Annotated in this window: 16 protein-coding genes; 8 read left to right on the top strand and 8 right to left on the bottom strand. The window is 71.8% G+C overall.

Annotated features, from left to right (window positions below; genetic code table 11):
• Window positions 1-30: 30 nt before the first annotated feature.
• Both VD659_RS08150 and VD659_RS08145 read right to left on the bottom strand, forming a co-directional pair.
• Window positions 31-918 (bottom strand): fumarylacetoacetate hydrolase family protein, encoded by an 888-nt coding sequence (locus VD659_RS08150; RefSeq protein WP_423260616.1) that lies wholly within the window; start codon window positions 916-918, stop codon window positions 31-33.
• 65 nt (window positions 919-983) lie between these two features.
• Complete coding sequence (locus VD659_RS08145; protein ID WP_423260615.1) at window positions 984-2,177, bottom strand: FAD-dependent monooxygenase; 1,194 nt, start codon at window positions 2,175-2,177, stop codon at window positions 984-986.
• Between the two features lie 47 nt (window positions 2,178-2,224).
• Between VD659_RS08145 and VD659_RS08140 the strand changes: the two genes are divergently transcribed.
• The 3 genes from VD659_RS08140 (at window position 2,225) to VD659_RS08130 (ending at window position 4,792) form a co-directional block, all read left to right on the top strand.
• On the top strand, window positions 2,225-3,007 hold the full coding sequence (locus VD659_RS08140; protein ID WP_423260614.1) for an IclR family transcriptional regulator: 783 nt from the start codon (window positions 2,225-2,227) through the stop codon (window positions 3,005-3,007).
• A gap of 103 nt (window positions 3,008-3,110) precedes the next feature.
• Window positions 3,111-4,226, top strand: coding sequence for a cupin domain-containing protein (locus tag VD659_RS08135; protein WP_423260613.1), 1,116 nt, complete (start codon window positions 3,111-3,113; stop codon window positions 4,224-4,226).
• Window positions 4,226-4,792: a maleylpyruvate isomerase N-terminal domain-containing protein gene (locus VD659_RS08130; protein ID WP_423260612.1), complete on the top strand. Its 567-nt coding sequence runs from the start codon at window positions 4,226-4,228 to the stop codon at window positions 4,790-4,792. The genes VD659_RS08135 and VD659_RS08130 overlap by 1 nt, the downstream gene beginning before the upstream one ends.
• 31 nt (window positions 4,793-4,823) lie before the next feature.
• Here VD659_RS08130 and VD659_RS08125 read toward each other — a convergent pair whose 3' ends face one another.
• A complete protein-coding gene (locus tag VD659_RS08125; protein WP_423260611.1) occupies window positions 4,824-5,372 on the bottom strand; it encodes an isochorismatase family protein in 549 nt (182 codons plus the stop codon).
• Window positions 5,373-5,513: 141 nt separating this feature from the next.
• Between VD659_RS08125 and VD659_RS08120 the strand changes: the two genes are divergently transcribed.
• Genes VD659_RS08120 through VD659_RS08110 form a run of 3 tightly spaced genes read left to right on the top strand, consistent with a single transcriptional unit; the run spans window position 5,514 to window position 8,826 of the window.
• Window positions 5,514-6,194 (top strand): TetR family transcriptional regulator, encoded by a 681-nt coding sequence (locus tag VD659_RS08120; RefSeq protein ID WP_423260610.1) that lies wholly within the window; start codon window positions 5,514-5,516, stop codon window positions 6,192-6,194.
• The gene (locus VD659_RS08115; protein WP_423260609.1) at window positions 6,191-6,850 is read left to right on the top strand and encodes a hypothetical protein; all 660 of its coding nucleotides are present in this window, start codon (window positions 6,191-6,193) and stop codon (window positions 6,848-6,850) included. Before VD659_RS08120 ends, VD659_RS08115 begins: the two co-directional genes overlap by 4 nt.
• Window positions 6,847-8,826: a YhgE/Pip family protein gene (locus VD659_RS08110; protein WP_423260608.1), complete on the top strand. Its 1,980-nt coding sequence runs from the start codon at window positions 6,847-6,849 to the stop codon at window positions 8,824-8,826. The genes VD659_RS08115 and VD659_RS08110 overlap by 4 nt, the downstream gene beginning before the upstream one ends.
• Before the next feature lie 25 nt (window positions 8,827-8,851).
• Here the strand turns inward: VD659_RS08110 and VD659_RS08105 are convergent, their stop codons facing one another.
• From VD659_RS08105 to VD659_RS08090, 4 genes are all read right to left on the bottom strand, one after another.
• Window positions 8,852-9,505, bottom strand: a complete 654-nt coding sequence (locus tag VD659_RS08105) for a hypothetical protein (protein ID WP_423260607.1) — start codon at window positions 9,503-9,505, stop codon at window positions 8,852-8,854.
• Window positions 9,506-9,549: 44 nt separating this feature from the next.
• Complete coding sequence (locus VD659_RS08100; RefSeq protein ID WP_423260606.1) at window positions 9,550-12,210, bottom strand: LuxR C-terminal-related transcriptional regulator; 2,661 nt, start codon at window positions 12,208-12,210, stop codon at window positions 9,550-9,552.
• 76 nt (window positions 12,211-12,286) lie between these two features.
• Entirely contained in the window at window positions 12,287-13,948 is a 1,662-nt protein-coding gene (locus tag VD659_RS08095; protein WP_423260605.1) for a molybdopterin-dependent oxidoreductase, read from the bottom strand.
• Window positions 13,949-14,030: 82 nt separating this feature from the next.
• Entirely contained in the window at window positions 14,031-14,429 is a 399-nt protein-coding gene (locus tag VD659_RS08090) for a DUF3054 domain-containing protein (protein ID WP_423260604.1), read from the bottom strand.
• A 90-nt stretch (window positions 14,430-14,519) separates the two neighbouring features.
• Here VD659_RS08090 and VD659_RS08085 point away from each other — a divergent pair, with 90 nt between their 5' ends.
• Together VD659_RS08085 and VD659_RS08080 are read left to right on the top strand one after the other, a co-directional pair.
• Window positions 14,520-14,783, top strand: coding sequence for a hypothetical protein (locus tag VD659_RS08085; RefSeq protein ID WP_423260603.1), 264 nt, complete (start codon window positions 14,520-14,522; stop codon window positions 14,781-14,783).
• Window positions 14,784-14,921: 138 nt separating this feature from the next.
• Complete coding sequence (locus VD659_RS08080; RefSeq protein ID WP_423260602.1) at window positions 14,922-15,842, top strand: EamA family transporter; 921 nt, start codon at window positions 14,922-14,924, stop codon at window positions 15,840-15,842.
• Here VD659_RS08080 and VD659_RS08075 read toward each other — a convergent pair.
• Window positions 15,839-16,054, bottom strand: a complete 216-nt coding sequence (locus tag VD659_RS08075) for a hypothetical protein (RefSeq protein WP_423260601.1) — start codon at window positions 16,052-16,054, stop codon at window positions 15,839-15,841. The genes VD659_RS08080 and VD659_RS08075 overlap by 4 nt on opposite strands.
• Window positions 16,055-16,260: the final 206 nt, after the last annotated feature.

The following is a 16,260-nucleotide window of genomic DNA, read 5'->3' as shown; positions in this document are numbered from 1 at the left end:
CGTTCCTCGATGTCGTTCCGGGGCTCCTCCTCACGACGTCGATGTCGCGCTGGTGGTCTGCGGGATAGGTCGATCGCCGTAGCGGATGGCCCCGGAGTCGCTCACCGACACAGTCAGGGTGCCGACCCGCTCGACGATGAGACGCACCTCGTCGCCGTCGGAGAGGGGGCCGACGCCTTTCGGGGTGCCGCTCGCGATGACGTCACCGGGGTACAGCGACATCACGGAGCTGGCATAGGCCACGAGCTCGGCGACCCCGAAGATCATCTCGGCCGTCGACACGCTCTGACGATGGTCGCCCGCCACCCAGCAGTCCAGCTGGAGGTCGTCGGCGTCGCCGGCCTCGTCGGCGGTGACGATCCACGGCCCCAGCGGCGTGAAGGTGTCGAACGACTTGCGGGTCGAGCGGTCCTCCGTCGAACGCACGCTGATGTCGAGCACCGCGGTGTACCCGGCCACGTGGCGCAAGGCGTCCTTTACGGCGATGCCGCGACCTCCCTCGCCGATCACGATGCCGAGCTCGCCCTCCTGATCGGTGCGCCTGTCGGAATAGGGGAGCCGGATCGTGTCGCCGGGACCGATCACCGAGGAGTTCGCCTTGAGGAAGACGCCGTACTCGGCGATGGTCTTCTGCTCGGACATCTCGAGCTTGTGGTCGAGGTAGTTGACCGGAGCGGCGATGATCTTGCCCGGGCGCGGCAGTGGTGCCCGGAGCCGGACGGCGGCGAGCGGGACGCGGGGCAGCACCCCCGATGCGAGGGCGTCGGCGAGCGGTGCCTGGTCGGCCCCGTCCTCGAGCCAGCGCGACCAGGGGCCGCCCCGGTGGGCCGGCCAGGGTTCGAGCATCGAGGAGACGTCGACGATGTCGTCGGCGTCGACGATGCCGGGCAGGTTGTCGTTGAAGAGTGCGAGGCGCATCGGAGGGTGTGCTTCCTGGTCGGGGTCGGGGTGGTGGGTGTCGGTGGCGTGATCCGGACGGAGCGTCAGGGCGTGACTGCTGCGGCGCGGGCCGCATACAGCCAGTCGGCCACGGAGAAGTCGTCGATCTCACGGGCCGCGAGCAGCTCGTTCCGCACGGCGCGCTGCTCGCCGGCGGCATGGCACAGGGCACCGAAGGCGTGCGCCGTGGTCTGCACGCGCGTCGCGCGGGGTTCGCGCTCGGCCACGAAGCCCTCCACGACGCGGTCCCAGTCGGTGCGGGCGTGCGCGCCGGCGAGCCGGCCGAGCGCATCGGCGTCTTCCAGGGCCTGGCAAGCCCCCTGCGCGAGGTACTGGAGCATCGGATGCGCGGCGTCGCCGGTGAGCACCAGCCGTCCGGAACTCCAGGTGGAGGCGGGCGCGCGATCGTAGAGCGGCCAGCGGCGTTGCCGGCCGACGTGCGCCAGGGCCCGGCGCACCGGCTCTGCGCATCCGCCGAAGGCTGCTTCGAGCTCGCCGGCGCCGCCGTAGTCCTCCTCACCCCGCTCGAAGCCGGGCGAGCGGAACACCAGCACGTTGTTGAGCAGCGTGCCGTTGCGGAGCGGGTACTGCACGAGGTGACATCCTGGCCCCATCCACACGGTCACATCGTTCGAGGTCGACGCGGTCTCGAGCGGGATCGTGCCGCGATAGGCGACATAGCCCGAGGGCACCGGCGCGTCGCCCACGATGGCGTCGCGGCTCGCCGACCGCAGGCCCTCCGCTCCGATGACGACCGGGTAGCTCTGGCGGCGTCCGTCCTCGGCGATCACCGTCGCGCCGTCCGTCGCCGGCTCGACGGCCGAGATCCGCGTACCGGTGAGCAGCACGATCCCCGCCGCCCGGCAGGCCGCGAGCAGGATGCGGTGCAGGTCGGTGCGGTGGATGACGACGTAGGGCGCCCGGTAGTGCTCAACGAAGGATCCGGCCACCGGCATCGAGGTGAGCACTCGGCCATCGAGGGCATCGCGAGCCACCAGGGTGTCGACCACGACGCCCTCCGACTCGACGGCGTCGAGCAGCCCCCAGTCGCGGAGGATGCGGGTGGCGTTGGGCCCCAGCTGCAGGCCGGCGCCCACCTCGCCGAATTCGGCGGCCTGCTCAGCCAGCGTCACGCTGTGACCGCCGCGATTCAGGGCGAGGGCCGCGGCGAGACCGCCGATCCCGCCACCGATGATGAAGACGGTCGTCGGAGGGAATACTTCGTCGTATTGCTGCACGGCATCATCCTGCGGAGCATCCGAGCGAGCGTGCGTATGATTCCGTCATGCAGAACGCACCGCTCCCCGCACCGCCGGCGTACGGCGTGGGCGCCCTCGATCGAGGACTCCGCCTGCTCCAGATCCTGCGTGACGACGGCAGCCTGCGGGTCTCCGACGCCGCCGACCACCTGGGCACCTCCCGGTCGACGGCCCATCGCCTGCTCTCGACCCTGGTCTACCGCGGCTTCGCCGTCGTCGACGACGACCACCTCTATCTCCCCGGCCCATCCATGGAAGCCGGCCCCGCCCATTTGTCGCGCAACCGGGAGCTGCGGCGGATCTGCCATCCGCATCTCGTGCTGCTGTCCCGGCGCAGCGGCGAGTCCGCCAACCTCATGGTGAGGGTGGGCACCAAGGTGCGGTTCCTCGAGACGGTCGAGGCGATCGCCGCCGGACGCACCCGCGACCGGCAGGGCGTGATCATGCCGGTGACCGTCTCGTCCGGCGGGAAGGCGATCCTCGCGGCACTCGACCCGGCCGCGGTCGCGCAGATCCTCGCTCCCGAAACCGGCGCCGATCCGGCACGGGGCGAAAGGGCCGTCGGCGAGCTGTTGTCGGAACTCGCCGCCATCCGCTCCTCCGGCGTGGCGATGAACTTCGGCCAGACGGAACGGGACGTCGCGGCCGTCGGCACTGCGATCAGCACGCCGGCGGGCGAACCCCTGGGCGCCGTCAGCGTGTCGGTGCCGACCGCGCGTTTCGACGTCACCCTCCGCGACCGGCTGGCGCCGCTCCTTCTCGACACCCGCCGTGAAATCGAACGCGACCTCGCGCACGCCGACCTCTAGAACATTCCGGCATACGGAATCTCTCCGGCGGCACGCGCCGGCGTTCTTAGTCTGGCCTTCGCGGGCGCCGAAGCCGGGTGTCCGGACACGAGGAGGCCCGACCATGACCCTGGACGACACGACGAGCTCGCCGTCAGCCCTGCCCGAGCACGGCGGCCAGCCGGCCCCCTCTCCGGAGCTCGACGCCCTCTACCGCGACTTCGCGCGCAACAGCACCGCACCGCTGTGGACGCAGACCAACGATCTGATGCCCTTCGCGCCGACGCCGTCGGCGATCCCGTTCGTCTGGCGGTGGCGGGCTCTGCTGGACATCGCGCGGCGATCCGGCGACCTCGTGCCGGTCGGCCGCGGCGGCGAGCGCCGCGCGATCGGACTCGCCAACCCCGGCCTCGCGCCGACCGCCTACGCGACGCCGACGCTGTGGTGCGCCATCCAGTACTTGGGCGCCTTCGAGACCGCCCCGGAGCATCGGCATGCGCAGAACGCCTTCCGTTTCGTCGTCGAAGGCGAGGGCGTCTGGACCGTGGTGAACGGCGACCCGGTCGCGATGCGCCGAGGCGACCTGCTGCTCACCCCGGGCTGGAACTTCCATGGACACCACAACGACACCGATCAGCCGATGGCCTGGATCGACGGACTCGACGTGCCCCTCGCCCATGACCTCGACTTCGGCTTCTTCGAGCTGGGATCCGAACGCGTCACCGACGAGTCCTCTCCAGCGGTCTCGCGCTCGGAGCAGCTGTGGGCTCATCCCGGTCTGACACCGCTCTCCTCGCAGGGTTCCTCGGTGAGCACGCCGCTCGCCGCCTACCGTTGGGAGCACACCGACGCCGCGCTCCGCGCGCAGCTGGAGCTCGAGGACCACGGCTACCCGGCAACCGTCGAACAGGGGCACGCCGCGATCAAGTACACGAACCCGAGCAGCGGCGGAGACGTGCTCCCCACCATCCGCTGCGAGTTCCATCGCCTCCGGAAGGGGGCCTCGACCCCGGGCCGGCAGGAGGTCGGGTCGAGCGTATGGCAGGTCTTCCAGGGCAGCGGCACCGTCGTGCTCAACGGCGAGCGAACACCGTTGGAAACGGGCGACCTCTTCGTCGTGCCGTCGTGGACCGCCTGGAGCCTCGAGGGCGAGACGGAGTTCGATCTCTTCCGCTTCAGCGACGCCCCTGTGGTGGAGCGACTCCACTTCGACCGCACCTACATCCCCTCGCGCAGCTGATGGCCGCCGAGTCGGCGGTCATCGTCGAGTCGCCTTCCTCCGCACCGGCTTCCGCCGTATCGCTCTCAGCACGGCGCGGAACCGCGTACTACTCCCGGCTGCTCCGCGGCCTTTCCGACGACGCCCTGCGCGAGCCCTCGGCCGTCGACGGGTTCGACCGGGCTCAGGTCGTGGCCTCCGTCGCCTTGGACGCGCGGGGTCTCGCCGTCGCCATGGACGCCCTCACGCGCGACGAACCGGCCGAGACCGCCCCGGAGTGGGAACTGCCCTGGGCAGAACTCGTGACCTACACCGCGACCCTTCCTGCCGGGGCGCTGCGCAACCTGCACGACCACACCGTCGTGCACTTGAACGTCGCAGCCCGCGACCTGGCGCGGGATGCCTGGTCGACCCCGCTCGAGGTCTGGGGCTCGCGAGCCTCGGCGCAGGAGTACCTGAGGCGTCGCGAGCGGCAGATCTGGGTGGCGTCCTTGTGCCTGCGGGCCGGCGGCGTTCTCTCCGACCTCCCGGATCCATCCTGGGCAGCCGCGCCGCTCAGGATGCCCACCCTCATCCGGGCCCGATGACGCCGGACGCCGTCGACGGCACCGTCCGCGGCTAGAAGACGACCTCGGCCGCATCGGTGACCGCGGCGGTGCGGCCGGGGGCGGACTGGTACTGCCAGTAGAGATTGGTGTGCGCGATGACCGCCGGCGTCGGCGGCGCGCCCCACGCGCTCTTGTCGCCGGCGGTGTGGGCGTCGCCCACGAGCGTCACGTCGTAGCCGCGCGCGAAGGCGCCATGGATGGTGGAGCGGATGCAGGCATCCGTCTCCGCTCCCGCCACCACCAGCCGTCCGACGCCGGCGTCGGCGAGCACCTCTTCGAGCTCGGTGCCCTCGAAGGCGTCGCCGTAGTGCTTGTGCACCGTGGGCTCGGAATCCGGATGCGCGAGCGCGGCCACGTACTCCCACTCGGGCGTGCCGGCGACCAGGCCCTCATCGGAATGCTGCACCCACACCACGGGGACCCCCTCGGCGCGGGCACGGTCGACGAGCCCGCCGATACGCTCCACCACCTCGTCGGCCCGGTAGGCCCCGCCCACCACCTCGTTCTGCACGTCGATCACCACGAGCGCCGTGTTCGGCCGCCCCTCGAGTGTCGTCATCGCCCTCTCCTCCGTCTGGTGGCGCGCCCGGCGGCGCGTCTCTGCCATCGATCGCCCCGAGCGTACGCCGCCCTTCCGACACCGGCCAGCACCGTTCGATCTAACTTGCACAGCGGTGTGCAAGTTAGTAGAGTGAGGGTCATGTCCACGACCCTGAGTGCTGCGCGAACCCCGCGGAAAGACGCGCTCGAGAACCGCGAAGCGATTCTCGAGGCGGCCGCCGTGGTGTTCCGGCGCGACGCGGAGGCGTCGCTCGACGCGGTCGCCGCCGAGGCCGGGCTCTCGCGGCGCTCGATCTACGGGCACTTCGCCTCGCGCGACGAGTTGCTCGCCGAGCTGCTCACCCGGGGCGGGGCCCGCATCTCCGCGGCCCTGGGCGGCGTGCAGCACGACGACCCTCGCATCCACCTCGCCCTGATCGGCGCCGCCCTGTGGACCGAGGTGCAGCAGGTGCGCGTACTCGCGCAGTTCGCGGTGCACGGCCCGCTCGAGAAGACGGTGGCGGAGGCGCTCGCACCGGTGCGCGCCTCCGTGCGCCTCGCCACCCGAGGCGGCGTCGAGGGCGGCTGGTTCCGCGCCGACGTGCCGCTCGAGACGCTCGCGCGGCTCATCGAAGACGCCGCCATCGCGGTTCTCGACGAAGCCGTGCGCGCCGACCTCAGCGAGGGCGAAGGCCGCCGGCTCGTGATGTCGGTCGGACTGTCGGTCGCCGGGCTCTCGTGGCGCGACGCCGACGCGGTGCTCGCCGCGCATCCGCAGCTCTCCGGCGAACCCGTGCCGGTCATCCCCACCTCCCCCACCGCAGAAAGCAGCCCGGCATGAGAATCGTCGCCACCTCGGTCAGCAAGGGCTCGAACGGCATCCCGCTGCCCGAGCGCACGGTCGCCTTCGAGACCGGGAGCGTCACCCTGGCCGAGGCCGAGGTGGGCGACCAGCCCACGGTGCTCGCCCTCATCCTGAGCGGGCGGATGCACGCCGACTCCGGCACCGTCACCCTCGACGGCGCCGCAGACCCGGGCCTCCTGCAGGAGCGCGTGGCCCTCGTCGACGCCCCCGGCGTCAGCGAGCCGGCCGCCGACCTCAGCCTCCGCGCCGTGGTGAAGGAGGAGCTGATGTACGCCGGCCGCTCCACCTCGCGCGCCTACATCGACGCGACGCTGGCCGAATGCGGCGCCGCGGGCCTCGCCGGCGAGCGGATGGGCGACATCCCCGCCGCCGTGCGCGTTCGCCTGCTCGCCGAGCTCGCGGCATCCCGTCCCGGCGTGCAGGGCCTCGTGATCACGAGCCCCGACCGGCACGGCGGCAACCCCCGCGACTGGCTCGCCGTCGCCACCGAGCTGGCCGGCCGCGACTTCGCCGTGGCCGTCGTCTGCGGCGAGGCCGCCACCGAGATCGCCCTCCCCCTCCTCCCTCCCGCGCCCATCGCCGCCGACGCCGAGCCCGCACCCGCCCTTGCAGAACTGGACATCGAAGCGTGAAGATCTACCACCTGGTCGCCTCCGAGCTCAAGCGCCTCACCGCCACGAGCATGGCCAAGCTCGCCCTCGTGGCGCTGATGGCCGTGCCGATCCTCTACGCGGGCCTCTACCTCTGGGCCAACAACGATCCCTACGGGAACCTCAAGGACATCCCCGTGGCGCTCGTGGTGCAGGACACCGGCTCGACCCTCGACGGCAAGCCGGTCAACTACGGCCAGCAGGTGCAGGAGCAGCTGCTGAAAGACGGCGCCGTCGGCTGGCAGGTCACCAGCGCCGAGGATGCCGCGACCGGCGTGCGCGACGGCGAGTTCGACTTCATCCTCACGCTCGGCCCCGACTTCTCGAACGCCCTCACCTCGGCCAGCGGCAACGCGCCGAAGCAGGCCGTGGTGCAGCTCACCACCAACGACACCAACAGCTTCCTCGCCACCACCATCGCCGGCCAGGTGGCCGAGAAGGTGCGCGTGAGCATCACCGAGCAGGTGGGCAAGGAGGCCGCCCTGCAACTGCTGAACGGCTTCGCCGAGGTGCGCACCAACCTCACGGATGCCGTCGACGGCGCGGGCCAGCTGGCCGACGGCGCGGGCTCGGCGCTGACCGGCGCGCAGAGTCTGCAGACGGGCGCGCAGGCCCTCACGACGGGGGCACACACTCTCGCCACGGGCGCGAGCTCGGCGAACGACGGCGCGCAGCAGCTGAACTCCGGTCTGCAGCAGCTCGCCGCCGGCTCCGCAGACCTGCCGGCGCAGGCCGCAGCCCTCAACGACGGCGCACAGAAGGTGGCGGCGGGCAATGCGTCCCTCTCGACGCAGGCCTCGCAGATCGCCACGACGGTCCAGGATGCGACGAACCAGGCCTCCGCGCTGCACGCGCAGATCGTCGCCCAGATCAACAGCAGCGCCCTGACCGACGCGCAGAAGGCCCAGCTGCTGAGCCTGGCCGACCAGGTCGACACCGCCGTCGTCGACGGCAACACGAAGGTGCAGAACGCCACCGTGCAGATCGGCACCCTGGCCGCCGGCAGCGCCGAACTCGCCGCGGGAACGCAGAAGCTCGCCGACAGCGCGCCGGCCCTCTCGAACGGCATCGCGAGCGCCGCCTCCGGAGCCTCGCAGCTCGCCGACGGCACCGCCCAGCTCGCCGAGGGCTCGGCCCAGCTGGTCTCGGGCGCCCAGCAGCTGACCGACGGCTCCGGTCAGCTCGCCACCGGCCTCGGCACGCTCGACACCGGCATCGGCACCCTGAAAGACGGCCTGTCCTCCGGTCTCGACGAGATCCCGAACCAGACCGCCGACCAGCGCGAGGCCGCCGCCAGCACCATCTCCGACCCGGTCGCCGTCGACTCGAGCGCGGTCACGAAGGCCAGCAACTACGGGGCCGGCATGGCGCCGTTCTTCATCAGCCTCGCGGCCTGGATCGGCATCTACGCCCTGTTCCTGATCGTGAAGCCGCTCTCCCGGCGGGCCGTCACCGCCTTCAAGAAGCCGGCCCTGGTCACCACCGCCGGCTGGGCGACGCCCGCCGTGCTCGGCGGCATCCAGATGGCCGCCGTCTTCGCCGTCGTGACCCTCGCGCTCGGCTATCAGGTGCAGCACGGCTGGGGGATGATCGGCTTCATGGTGCTCACCTCGGCGACGTTCGCGGCCATCATCCTGGCCCTGAACATCCTGCTCGGTAGCGTGGGGCAGTTCCTCGGTCTGGTGCTGATGGTGCTGCAACTCGTCACCGCCGGCGGAACCTTCCCCTGGCAGACGCTCCCGGGGCCGCTGCAGGTGCTGCACACCGTGCTGCCGATGAGTCACGCGGTCGACGGCATCCGGCAACTGATGTACGGCGGCAACCTCGACCTCGCGGCCGGCGACGCGGCGGCGCTGTTCTACTGGCTGCTCGGGGCGCTCGCCATCTCCTACCTCGGCGCCCGCCGCCTCACGCGCCACCGCACCCTGCGCGACCTGCGCCCGAGCCTCATCGGCTAGCCCCCGCGGACAGAGTCGGTTCGCATCACGCTCGTGCGTCGTGCAGGTGTGAGCGGACCGCGGTTGCCATGTTCTCGATGTCCGACTCGCGCGCGCTCAAGAGCCCAAACGGCCCACGACCTAGTACCGGCAGTTCGAGCTTGTACAACCTTCCATCGAGGGTCAGGACGTCCAATGAAATCCCTCGGCACCAGCGACCGCGCTCGATCACGTCGATGGAATCGGGCCGGGAAACCCGATCCCACGGAATTGTCAGCACCTCCGTGGGCTCGCTGGATCCGGACCAGAAACCGACGCCTTCCTCGCTGATCGTGATCGACATCCATCGCGGGGGTTGCCGTTTCTCCGGAGCACCGGCCGCAGGGTCGAGAAACTGGGCGAGGATCAGCCGCGATGAATTGGTGGTGTAGCTCTCTTTCACCAGCTGAATCGCGGGGTCCTTCCTGAGGTTGTGAGGACGCACGAGGCCGCCGGTCAGGAGCACTCCGAACACGAGAACAATGGCCATCAGCGGCACGCAGACGAGGGCGATGGTTCCGATGGCGCGCCATGCGGCTGCTGAGTCACCGTTAGCATGATCGAGTTCTCGGAAGAACGCGATCGTCAGGAAGCCTCCCACGACCACGATGGCACCGACGGTCTGGGCGATGCGTGCGTACAGTGCTGCGGAGCTCTTCATGATCCTGAATCCAACCAGATCCACCGAGGCAGGATGCTCAGGGCTCAGGCCTCGAGCAGGCCGCGCTCGGCCGCGACCACCAGGGCCTCTTCGCGCGAGGTCACGCCGAGCTTGCGGTAGAGGCTGCGCAGCTGCGACTTGACGGTGTTGGCCGACACGAACAGCGAGGCGGCGATCTCGGCGGCGCTGCCCGTCCCGGCGAGCTCCCGCAGAACCGTGGTCTCGCGCTCGGTGAGGCGGATGCGCGCGAGGGCCGAGGGCAGGAACGAGGGATGCCCCGACAGCGACTCGAGGTAGGCCACGCTCGTCTCGAGCCCGTGCGCGCGGGCGTTCGCGATCAGGGCGGTGCGATCCGCATCCGGGATGAACACGATCTCGAAGCGCAGCCCCCGATCGCGCATCAGCGCGACGACCTCGTCGGTGCAGCCGGCCGCGAGGGAGTGATTGCCGAGGCGCAGCAGAGCCGCCGCCCGCACGAGCGCCTGCGCCACCTCCACCCGCCGGATGGCCGTCTCCGGCATCCGCGCACTGCTCAACTGCCGCAGCGCCTCGGCCGCATCGTCGCCGAGCAGTGCCGCGAGGGCACGGACCAGCAGCACGGGAGCGGTGTCCTCCGGGCGCCGGCTGATCAGCGCATCCGTCTTCGACAGCCGGCCCGAACCCAGGTGCTGCACGGCGAGCAAGCAGACCAGCCAGTCCTCCAGCTGCGGCGGGATGGTGCCGCCCCGGCCGCGCTCGAGCGCCACCTGCAGCTCGACGCTGCCGGCCCGGTGGCGGAGCGAGCCGAGGTCGATGAGCGCCTGCAGCACGAGGAAGGCGCCGCGATGCTCGTGGGCGGGCAGCCGCCGCACGACGGCGTCGACCTCCGCCTGCGCCGCCACGAAGTCGAAACGGCCGACCGCCTCGAAGCCGCGTGCGAGGCGGTAGAGCGCGCCCGGATAGCCGTCGCGCCAGCCCTCGGGCCAGTCCAGCCGGTCGAGGGCGTCGAGCTCGGCGATCGGCACGCGCGCCTCCACCATCTCCCCCTCGATGGCGAGGGTTCCGGCGATCGAGGCGAGCGGTTGCAGCCGTGCACGCCGGGCCGCGGCGGGGGCGAGCCCGCTCGCGCTCGTGGCGGCCGCGCGGAAGGCCTCGAGCGCCGGCTCCGGCCATCCGGAGTAGAGCAGCGACACCCCGGACTGCAGCAGCAGCTGATGCGCGTTCGGGCGCACGTCGTCGCGATCGGTCGGCGAGAGCGACTCGAAGATGCGCAGGGCGGCCTCCCCCGCCTTTCCCGCGCGCTCGAAGCGCCCGCTGAGGCGGTAGGCCGCGCTCTCACCGGCGACGAGCACGAAACGCTCCACCGGCAGGGTTGTGGAGGCGCGCACCCGCGAGGCGGAGATGGCGAGGGTGAACATCTCGATGGCCCGCAGCCGCTCGCCGGTGGCCGTGTGGCCGAGGCCGAGCAGCATCGCCAGAAGCGGATGGTTGCGGATGCGCCGCAGCGGGATCGCCTGCAACACCGCCACGGTCTCCGGCAGGCTGAGCTCCAGCAGGGCCGCCCACTCGTCGCGGGCCACCCGCGAGGCGAAGTCGAGGTCGCCCGAGTCGACGGCGTTCGAGAGCGCGGTGAACGAGAGCCCGTGCCGCTGCGCCCAGAGCGCGTAGCGGTGTCGCAGCGCCGGGAGCTCGGCCGGGAACTCGGCGGCGAGCTCGGCAACGAGTGCGGTGCGCACGACCGTGGAGAAGCGGAACAGCACGCCGTTCGGCCCGCTCGACCACAGCCCGAGGCCGTTCGATTCGGCCTCGTCGAGCAGTGCCTCGGCACGCTTCTCTCCGGTGAGCTCGCGCGCGAGCTCGACGCTCACGCCCTCGGGCAGCGAGATGCGCACGAGGAAGGCCCGGGTGCGCTGGTCGGCCACGACGTGCCGCACGGTCTCGGCGATGTAGGCCACCACCGACTCCGGCACGCGGATGTCGTCGGGCTCGATGAGCGTGCCCTCGGTCGCGAGAACGGCGGCCGCCGCCCGCACCGGCAGCGCGAGCCCGTCGGTGGTGCGCTGCACGGCGCGCACGGTGCCGGGACGCGCGTCGACCCCGGCGAGCCGGAACAGCCGCTCCACCTCGCCGTCGCTGAACCGCAACGCGGCCGGTCCCACGATCTCGGAGTCGACCCGCAGCGAGAACAGGGCCGTGTCGAGGCCGCTCATCGTGCGAGTGGCGAGGGTCACCCGCAGCTCGTCGCAGTACCCCAGCAGGTCGATGAGGTCGTGGTGCACGGCGTCGTCGACGACCAGTTCATAGTTGTCGAGCACCAGGTGGATGCCGTGCGGCAGCCGCGAGAAGGCGCGCACGAGCGCGCCGCGCGGGTCGTCGGAGCGGCCGAACGAGGCCACGACGTTCGCGAGAGGGGAGCCCTCCTCGGCGATCCCGGCGTCGATCAGCGCGTCGACCACGTCGCTCCAGAAGGCGAGCCTGGTCGCGGGCTGGCGGCGGAGGGACACCCAGACACCGGGCCGCTCAGACTCGGGCCGGCGCCGCGCCCACTCGGCCATCAGCACCGTCTTGCCGGAGCCGCCGACGCCGCGCACGACCGTGAGCGGCGCATCCGTCTCCAGCAGTTCGACCAGGCGGGGCCGCTCGACGAGGAGTTTCGGGAGTCTCGGAGCGCCGGTGAACGATCGGGCGCGGCGGGCGCCCGTCTCGTGCCACTCGACCGATCTCACATCCCCACCACGCATCTACTCTATGCACCGCAATGGATTCGCGGGCGGAGCGGCGTGTCCGCGGGCGCGGGCGGGCTCAGTTCACGGAGACCGAGACGGCGTGCCATCCGGTGGCGCCGTCGGGGGCCGGCATCGCCGGCGTGGAGGTCTGCGTGTAGCCGGAGCGGTCGGTGGCGCGCACGGCCACGGTGTGTGATCCGGGTGTCGCCTCCCAGTCGTAGACCCACTGCACCCAGGTGTCCACGCCCGCCGTGTCGGCGAGCCGGGCGGGCGCCCAGGACCCTCCGTCGACCTGCACCTCGACCTTGTCGATGCCGGTGTGCTGGGCCCAGGCGACGCCCGCGACCGGCACCGTCCCGGCCGCGACGGAGGCGCCGGCGCGGGGCACGTCGATGCGCGACTCGGTCTTGATGGGGCCGAGGGCCGACCAGCCACGGGGGGTCCAGTAGCCCTGCGCATCGGAGAACTTCGTGACCTCGAGCGTGGTGACCCACTTCGTGGCCGAGACGTAGCCGTAGAGCCCGGCCACGACCATCCGCACCGGAAAGCCGTGCTCCACCGGCAGGGGCTCGCCGTTCATGCCGACGGCGAGGATGCCGACGCGGTCGGGGTCCTGCAGGGCCTCGAGCGGGGTGCCGGCCGTGAAGCCGTCGACGCTCGTCGAGAGCACCATGTCGGCGCCCGCGAGCGGCTTCGCCTGGGCGAGCAGCTGGCGGATGGGATACCCGAGCCACTTCGCGTTGCCGATGAGGTCGCCGCCCACCTCGTTGGAGACGCAGGCCAGGGTGACGAGGTGCTCTTCGAGGGGCAGGGCGAGCAGCTGGTCGAAGGTGATCTCGACCTCCTGCTCCACCATTCCCGTGATGCGGAGCTTCCAGCTGTCGGCGTCGACCTGCGGCACCTGCAGCGCGGTATCGATGCGGTAGTAGCTCTCGTTGGGGGTGATGTAAGGCGAGAGGCCGTCGAGGGCGAGATCGGCGCCGGGCGGAACGGCGGGGGCCGGGGTGGCGGCCGGCGGCAGGGTGATGGCGGCGCGCACGGCGCTGACGGCGTTGGCCGTCGCGTTCATCGAGCGCGCGACCACACCCACCACGAGGGCTGCTCCCGCGCTGATGCCCACGGCCTGGAAGAAGCGGCGGCGGTCGAGGGCGGCCTGCGCGCGGAGCGCGGGTTCGCGCGCCGGCGGGGTAGCGCTTACTGCTGCCTCCGGCGCCGTCGACGACACCTGGCGCGACCCGGCGGTCGGCTCCGGCGCGGCCGGCGGGGCCGGTGCGGCCGCGAGGGCGGGCAGGGGCGCGGCCGACGCCGACCAGACCCGGAGCCGGGCGACGAGCATCCGGAGCACCAGCACGCCCACGATCATGCCGAGCACCGTGGGGATGGCCCAGAGGCCGCTCGCGCCGGCGCGCGTGGTGACGGCGAGGATGGCGACGCCCGAGCCGAGGATGACGACGACGGCCCCGAAGGGCGGCCGGCGCAGCTCGAGCACGCCCGCGAGACCCGCGAGCGCCACCACCACCACGCCGAGCAGGATGAGCAGCACGGCCTTGTCGCCGGTGCCGAAGAGCTGGATGACGAGGTCTTTCACCCCGGGCGGGGCGAGATCGATGACGAGCGAGCCCACGGCGAAGAGCGGGCTCGTGTTCGCACCGGCCACCAGGGCCACGAGCTCGGCGGTGGCGAGCACGGAGCCGGCCGCGACCACCCCCGACGCCGCTGCCCACGCTCTGGTTCGCATGGGCTGATCCTACGAAGCGAAACCGTGAGCCAGCCGGGGTGTTCCGGGGGCGCACCGGGGCGGATGCGCCCGGAGCGAGGGATCAGGCCGAAGCGGCCCGGCGCATCCGGAGCCGCCGCACCAGAAGGGCGACAGCCCGCCAGCCCACGAGGAACACGGCGAGCACGACGGCGGTGACGATGACGAAGCTCAGCTGCACGCCCTGCGCCGAGACGATGCGCAGCAGCATGCCGAGCACCACGGCGGATGCCCACACGACGACCCCGGTCGGGGCGAGCCGGAGCGGAGCCCGCCAGGCGCGGGCGATCAGCCAGCCGGCGGCCGCGCCGGCGAGGAACGGCCACGCCGTGACGAGGAAGCCGAGGAACGCGGAACCCTCGTCGTGGCTCTGGCGGCCGATGGCCACGAAGGCGAGCACGAAGGCGGTGTCGAGAACCGCCGCGAGGAGGATTGCGCCGGCGGAGGTTCGGTTCTTCTGCACCCTTCGATGGTACGCGCCGGCGGATGGGCGGCCGGCGGCGTTCCGGCGCGCGGGCTTCCCCTCGAGGGCGGCCAGGACCAGGATGGACGGGTGACCCACACCGAAATCACCGTGCTGAACTACACCGTCAACGCCGATGTCTACGCGCGCTACGGCGCCGACTTCGATGCCGAGGCGGTGAACGACGAGATCCTGCGCATCCTGAACGACGTCGCACCGGCCGGAGTGACCATCGAGCGCAACGGCAAGGTGCTGGCCGAGGACGCCGCCATCCACGCGGCGCGCCAGTTCGACTGGGCGGGCACGCTCAAGCGCATCGACCTCGACACGATCCTCGCGAAGCACGGCCGCTGACTCGAGCCAGCCCGGCGCCGGTCGCCAGTCGCCAGTCGCCAGTCGCCGGTCGCCAGTCGCCCATTGTGAACCTCCGCCACAGGGAGGTTGAAGACACCGTCGCTTGTGCTCTCGGCAGCGCGCCCCGAGGCTGAGACCATGCCCCCTCGCGACCGCCTCCTCGCCGTGCTCGTCGCCCTGCTCTGGGGGGTCAACTTCGTCGCGATCCACTTCTCGCTCGAGCACTATCCGCCGTTCTTCCTGGTGGCGCTGCGTTTTCTCGTTCTCGCCATCCCCACGGTGCTGTTCGTCCCGTGGCCCGGGGTGAAGCTGCGCTGGCTGCTCGGCTACGGGCTCGGTTTCGGCATCCTGCAGTTCGCCTTCCTCTACGCGGGCATGGCCGCCGGGATGCCGCCGGGGCTCGCCTCGCTCGTGCTGCAAGCATCCGCGCCCTTCACCGTGGTGATCGCCGCGCTCTGGCTGCGCGAGCGGCTCACCGTGGTGCAGGGGGTGGGCATCGCGGTGGCGGTGGCCGGGCTCGGCATCATCGCGGCGGAGCGGGCGGGGGTGTCGGCGCTGCTGCCCGTGATCCTCACGCTGTTCGGCGCGCTCGGCTGGGCCTTCGGCAACATCTGCAGCCGCCAGGCCAACCCCACCAGTCCGCTCGGGCTGACGCTGTGGATGTCGGTGGTGCCGCCGATCCCGATGCTCGCGCTCTCGCTCGTGTTCGAGGGGCCGGAGCGCATCTGGACCTCGCTCGTCACCTCCTTCACCCCCGAGGCGCTGCCGGCACTGCTCGGCCTCGCCTACACCGTGCTGCTGGGCACGGTGGCCGGCTCGGGAATCTGGGTGACCCTGATGAAGCGCAACCCCTCGAGCCGGGTGGCCCCGTTCTCGATGCTCGTGCCGGTGGCCGGCTTCACGAGCGCCTGGCTCGTGCTCGGCGAGGTGCCGTCGCCGGGCGAGCTGCTCGGCGGCGCCGTCGTGATCGCCGGGGTGTTCGTGGCGACGGTCGCGTGGCGTCCGCGCCGCCGCCTGCCCGCCGACCTCGTGGCCGAGGAGCAGGCGCCCGCCCGCTAGCCCTGCCGCAGCGCCCGTGCGCCGAAGGCGTCGAGCGCATCGAGCACCTCCTGCGCCGCCCAGCGGCGGTTTCGCGCTCCACCACCCGCTTGCGTCAGCACGCCCGCAGCGACGAGGCGGTCGATGCCCGCCTGTGCGGCCACGGAACTGACACCGAGCTCGGCCGCCGCGACCCGATTGGTGATGACCGGCTGGCGCAGCAGAAGCGTCATCAGCCGGTGACGGACGAGTCGGAACGAGCCGTCACCACGGCATCCCAGCGCCCACGCGCATCCTGCAACGCGCGGACCAGCATCCGGCCGTTGGCGACGGCTGCGAACGACGCCGCGGCGAATCCTTCGACGATCGGCCGCAGATCACCCGCCCGATACGCAGTGAGAGCGGCGAAGTACCCCGACAGGTCGTGCAGCAGCCCCGC

This window comes from Herbiconiux sp. 11R-BC (assembly GCF_049472555.1).
Lineage (GTDB): Bacteria > Actinomycetota > Actinomycetes > Actinomycetales > Microbacteriaceae > Herbiconiux.
The sequence above is the reverse complement of the archived record's forward strand: the minus strand, read 5'-3'. Positions and strand labels throughout refer to the sequence as shown.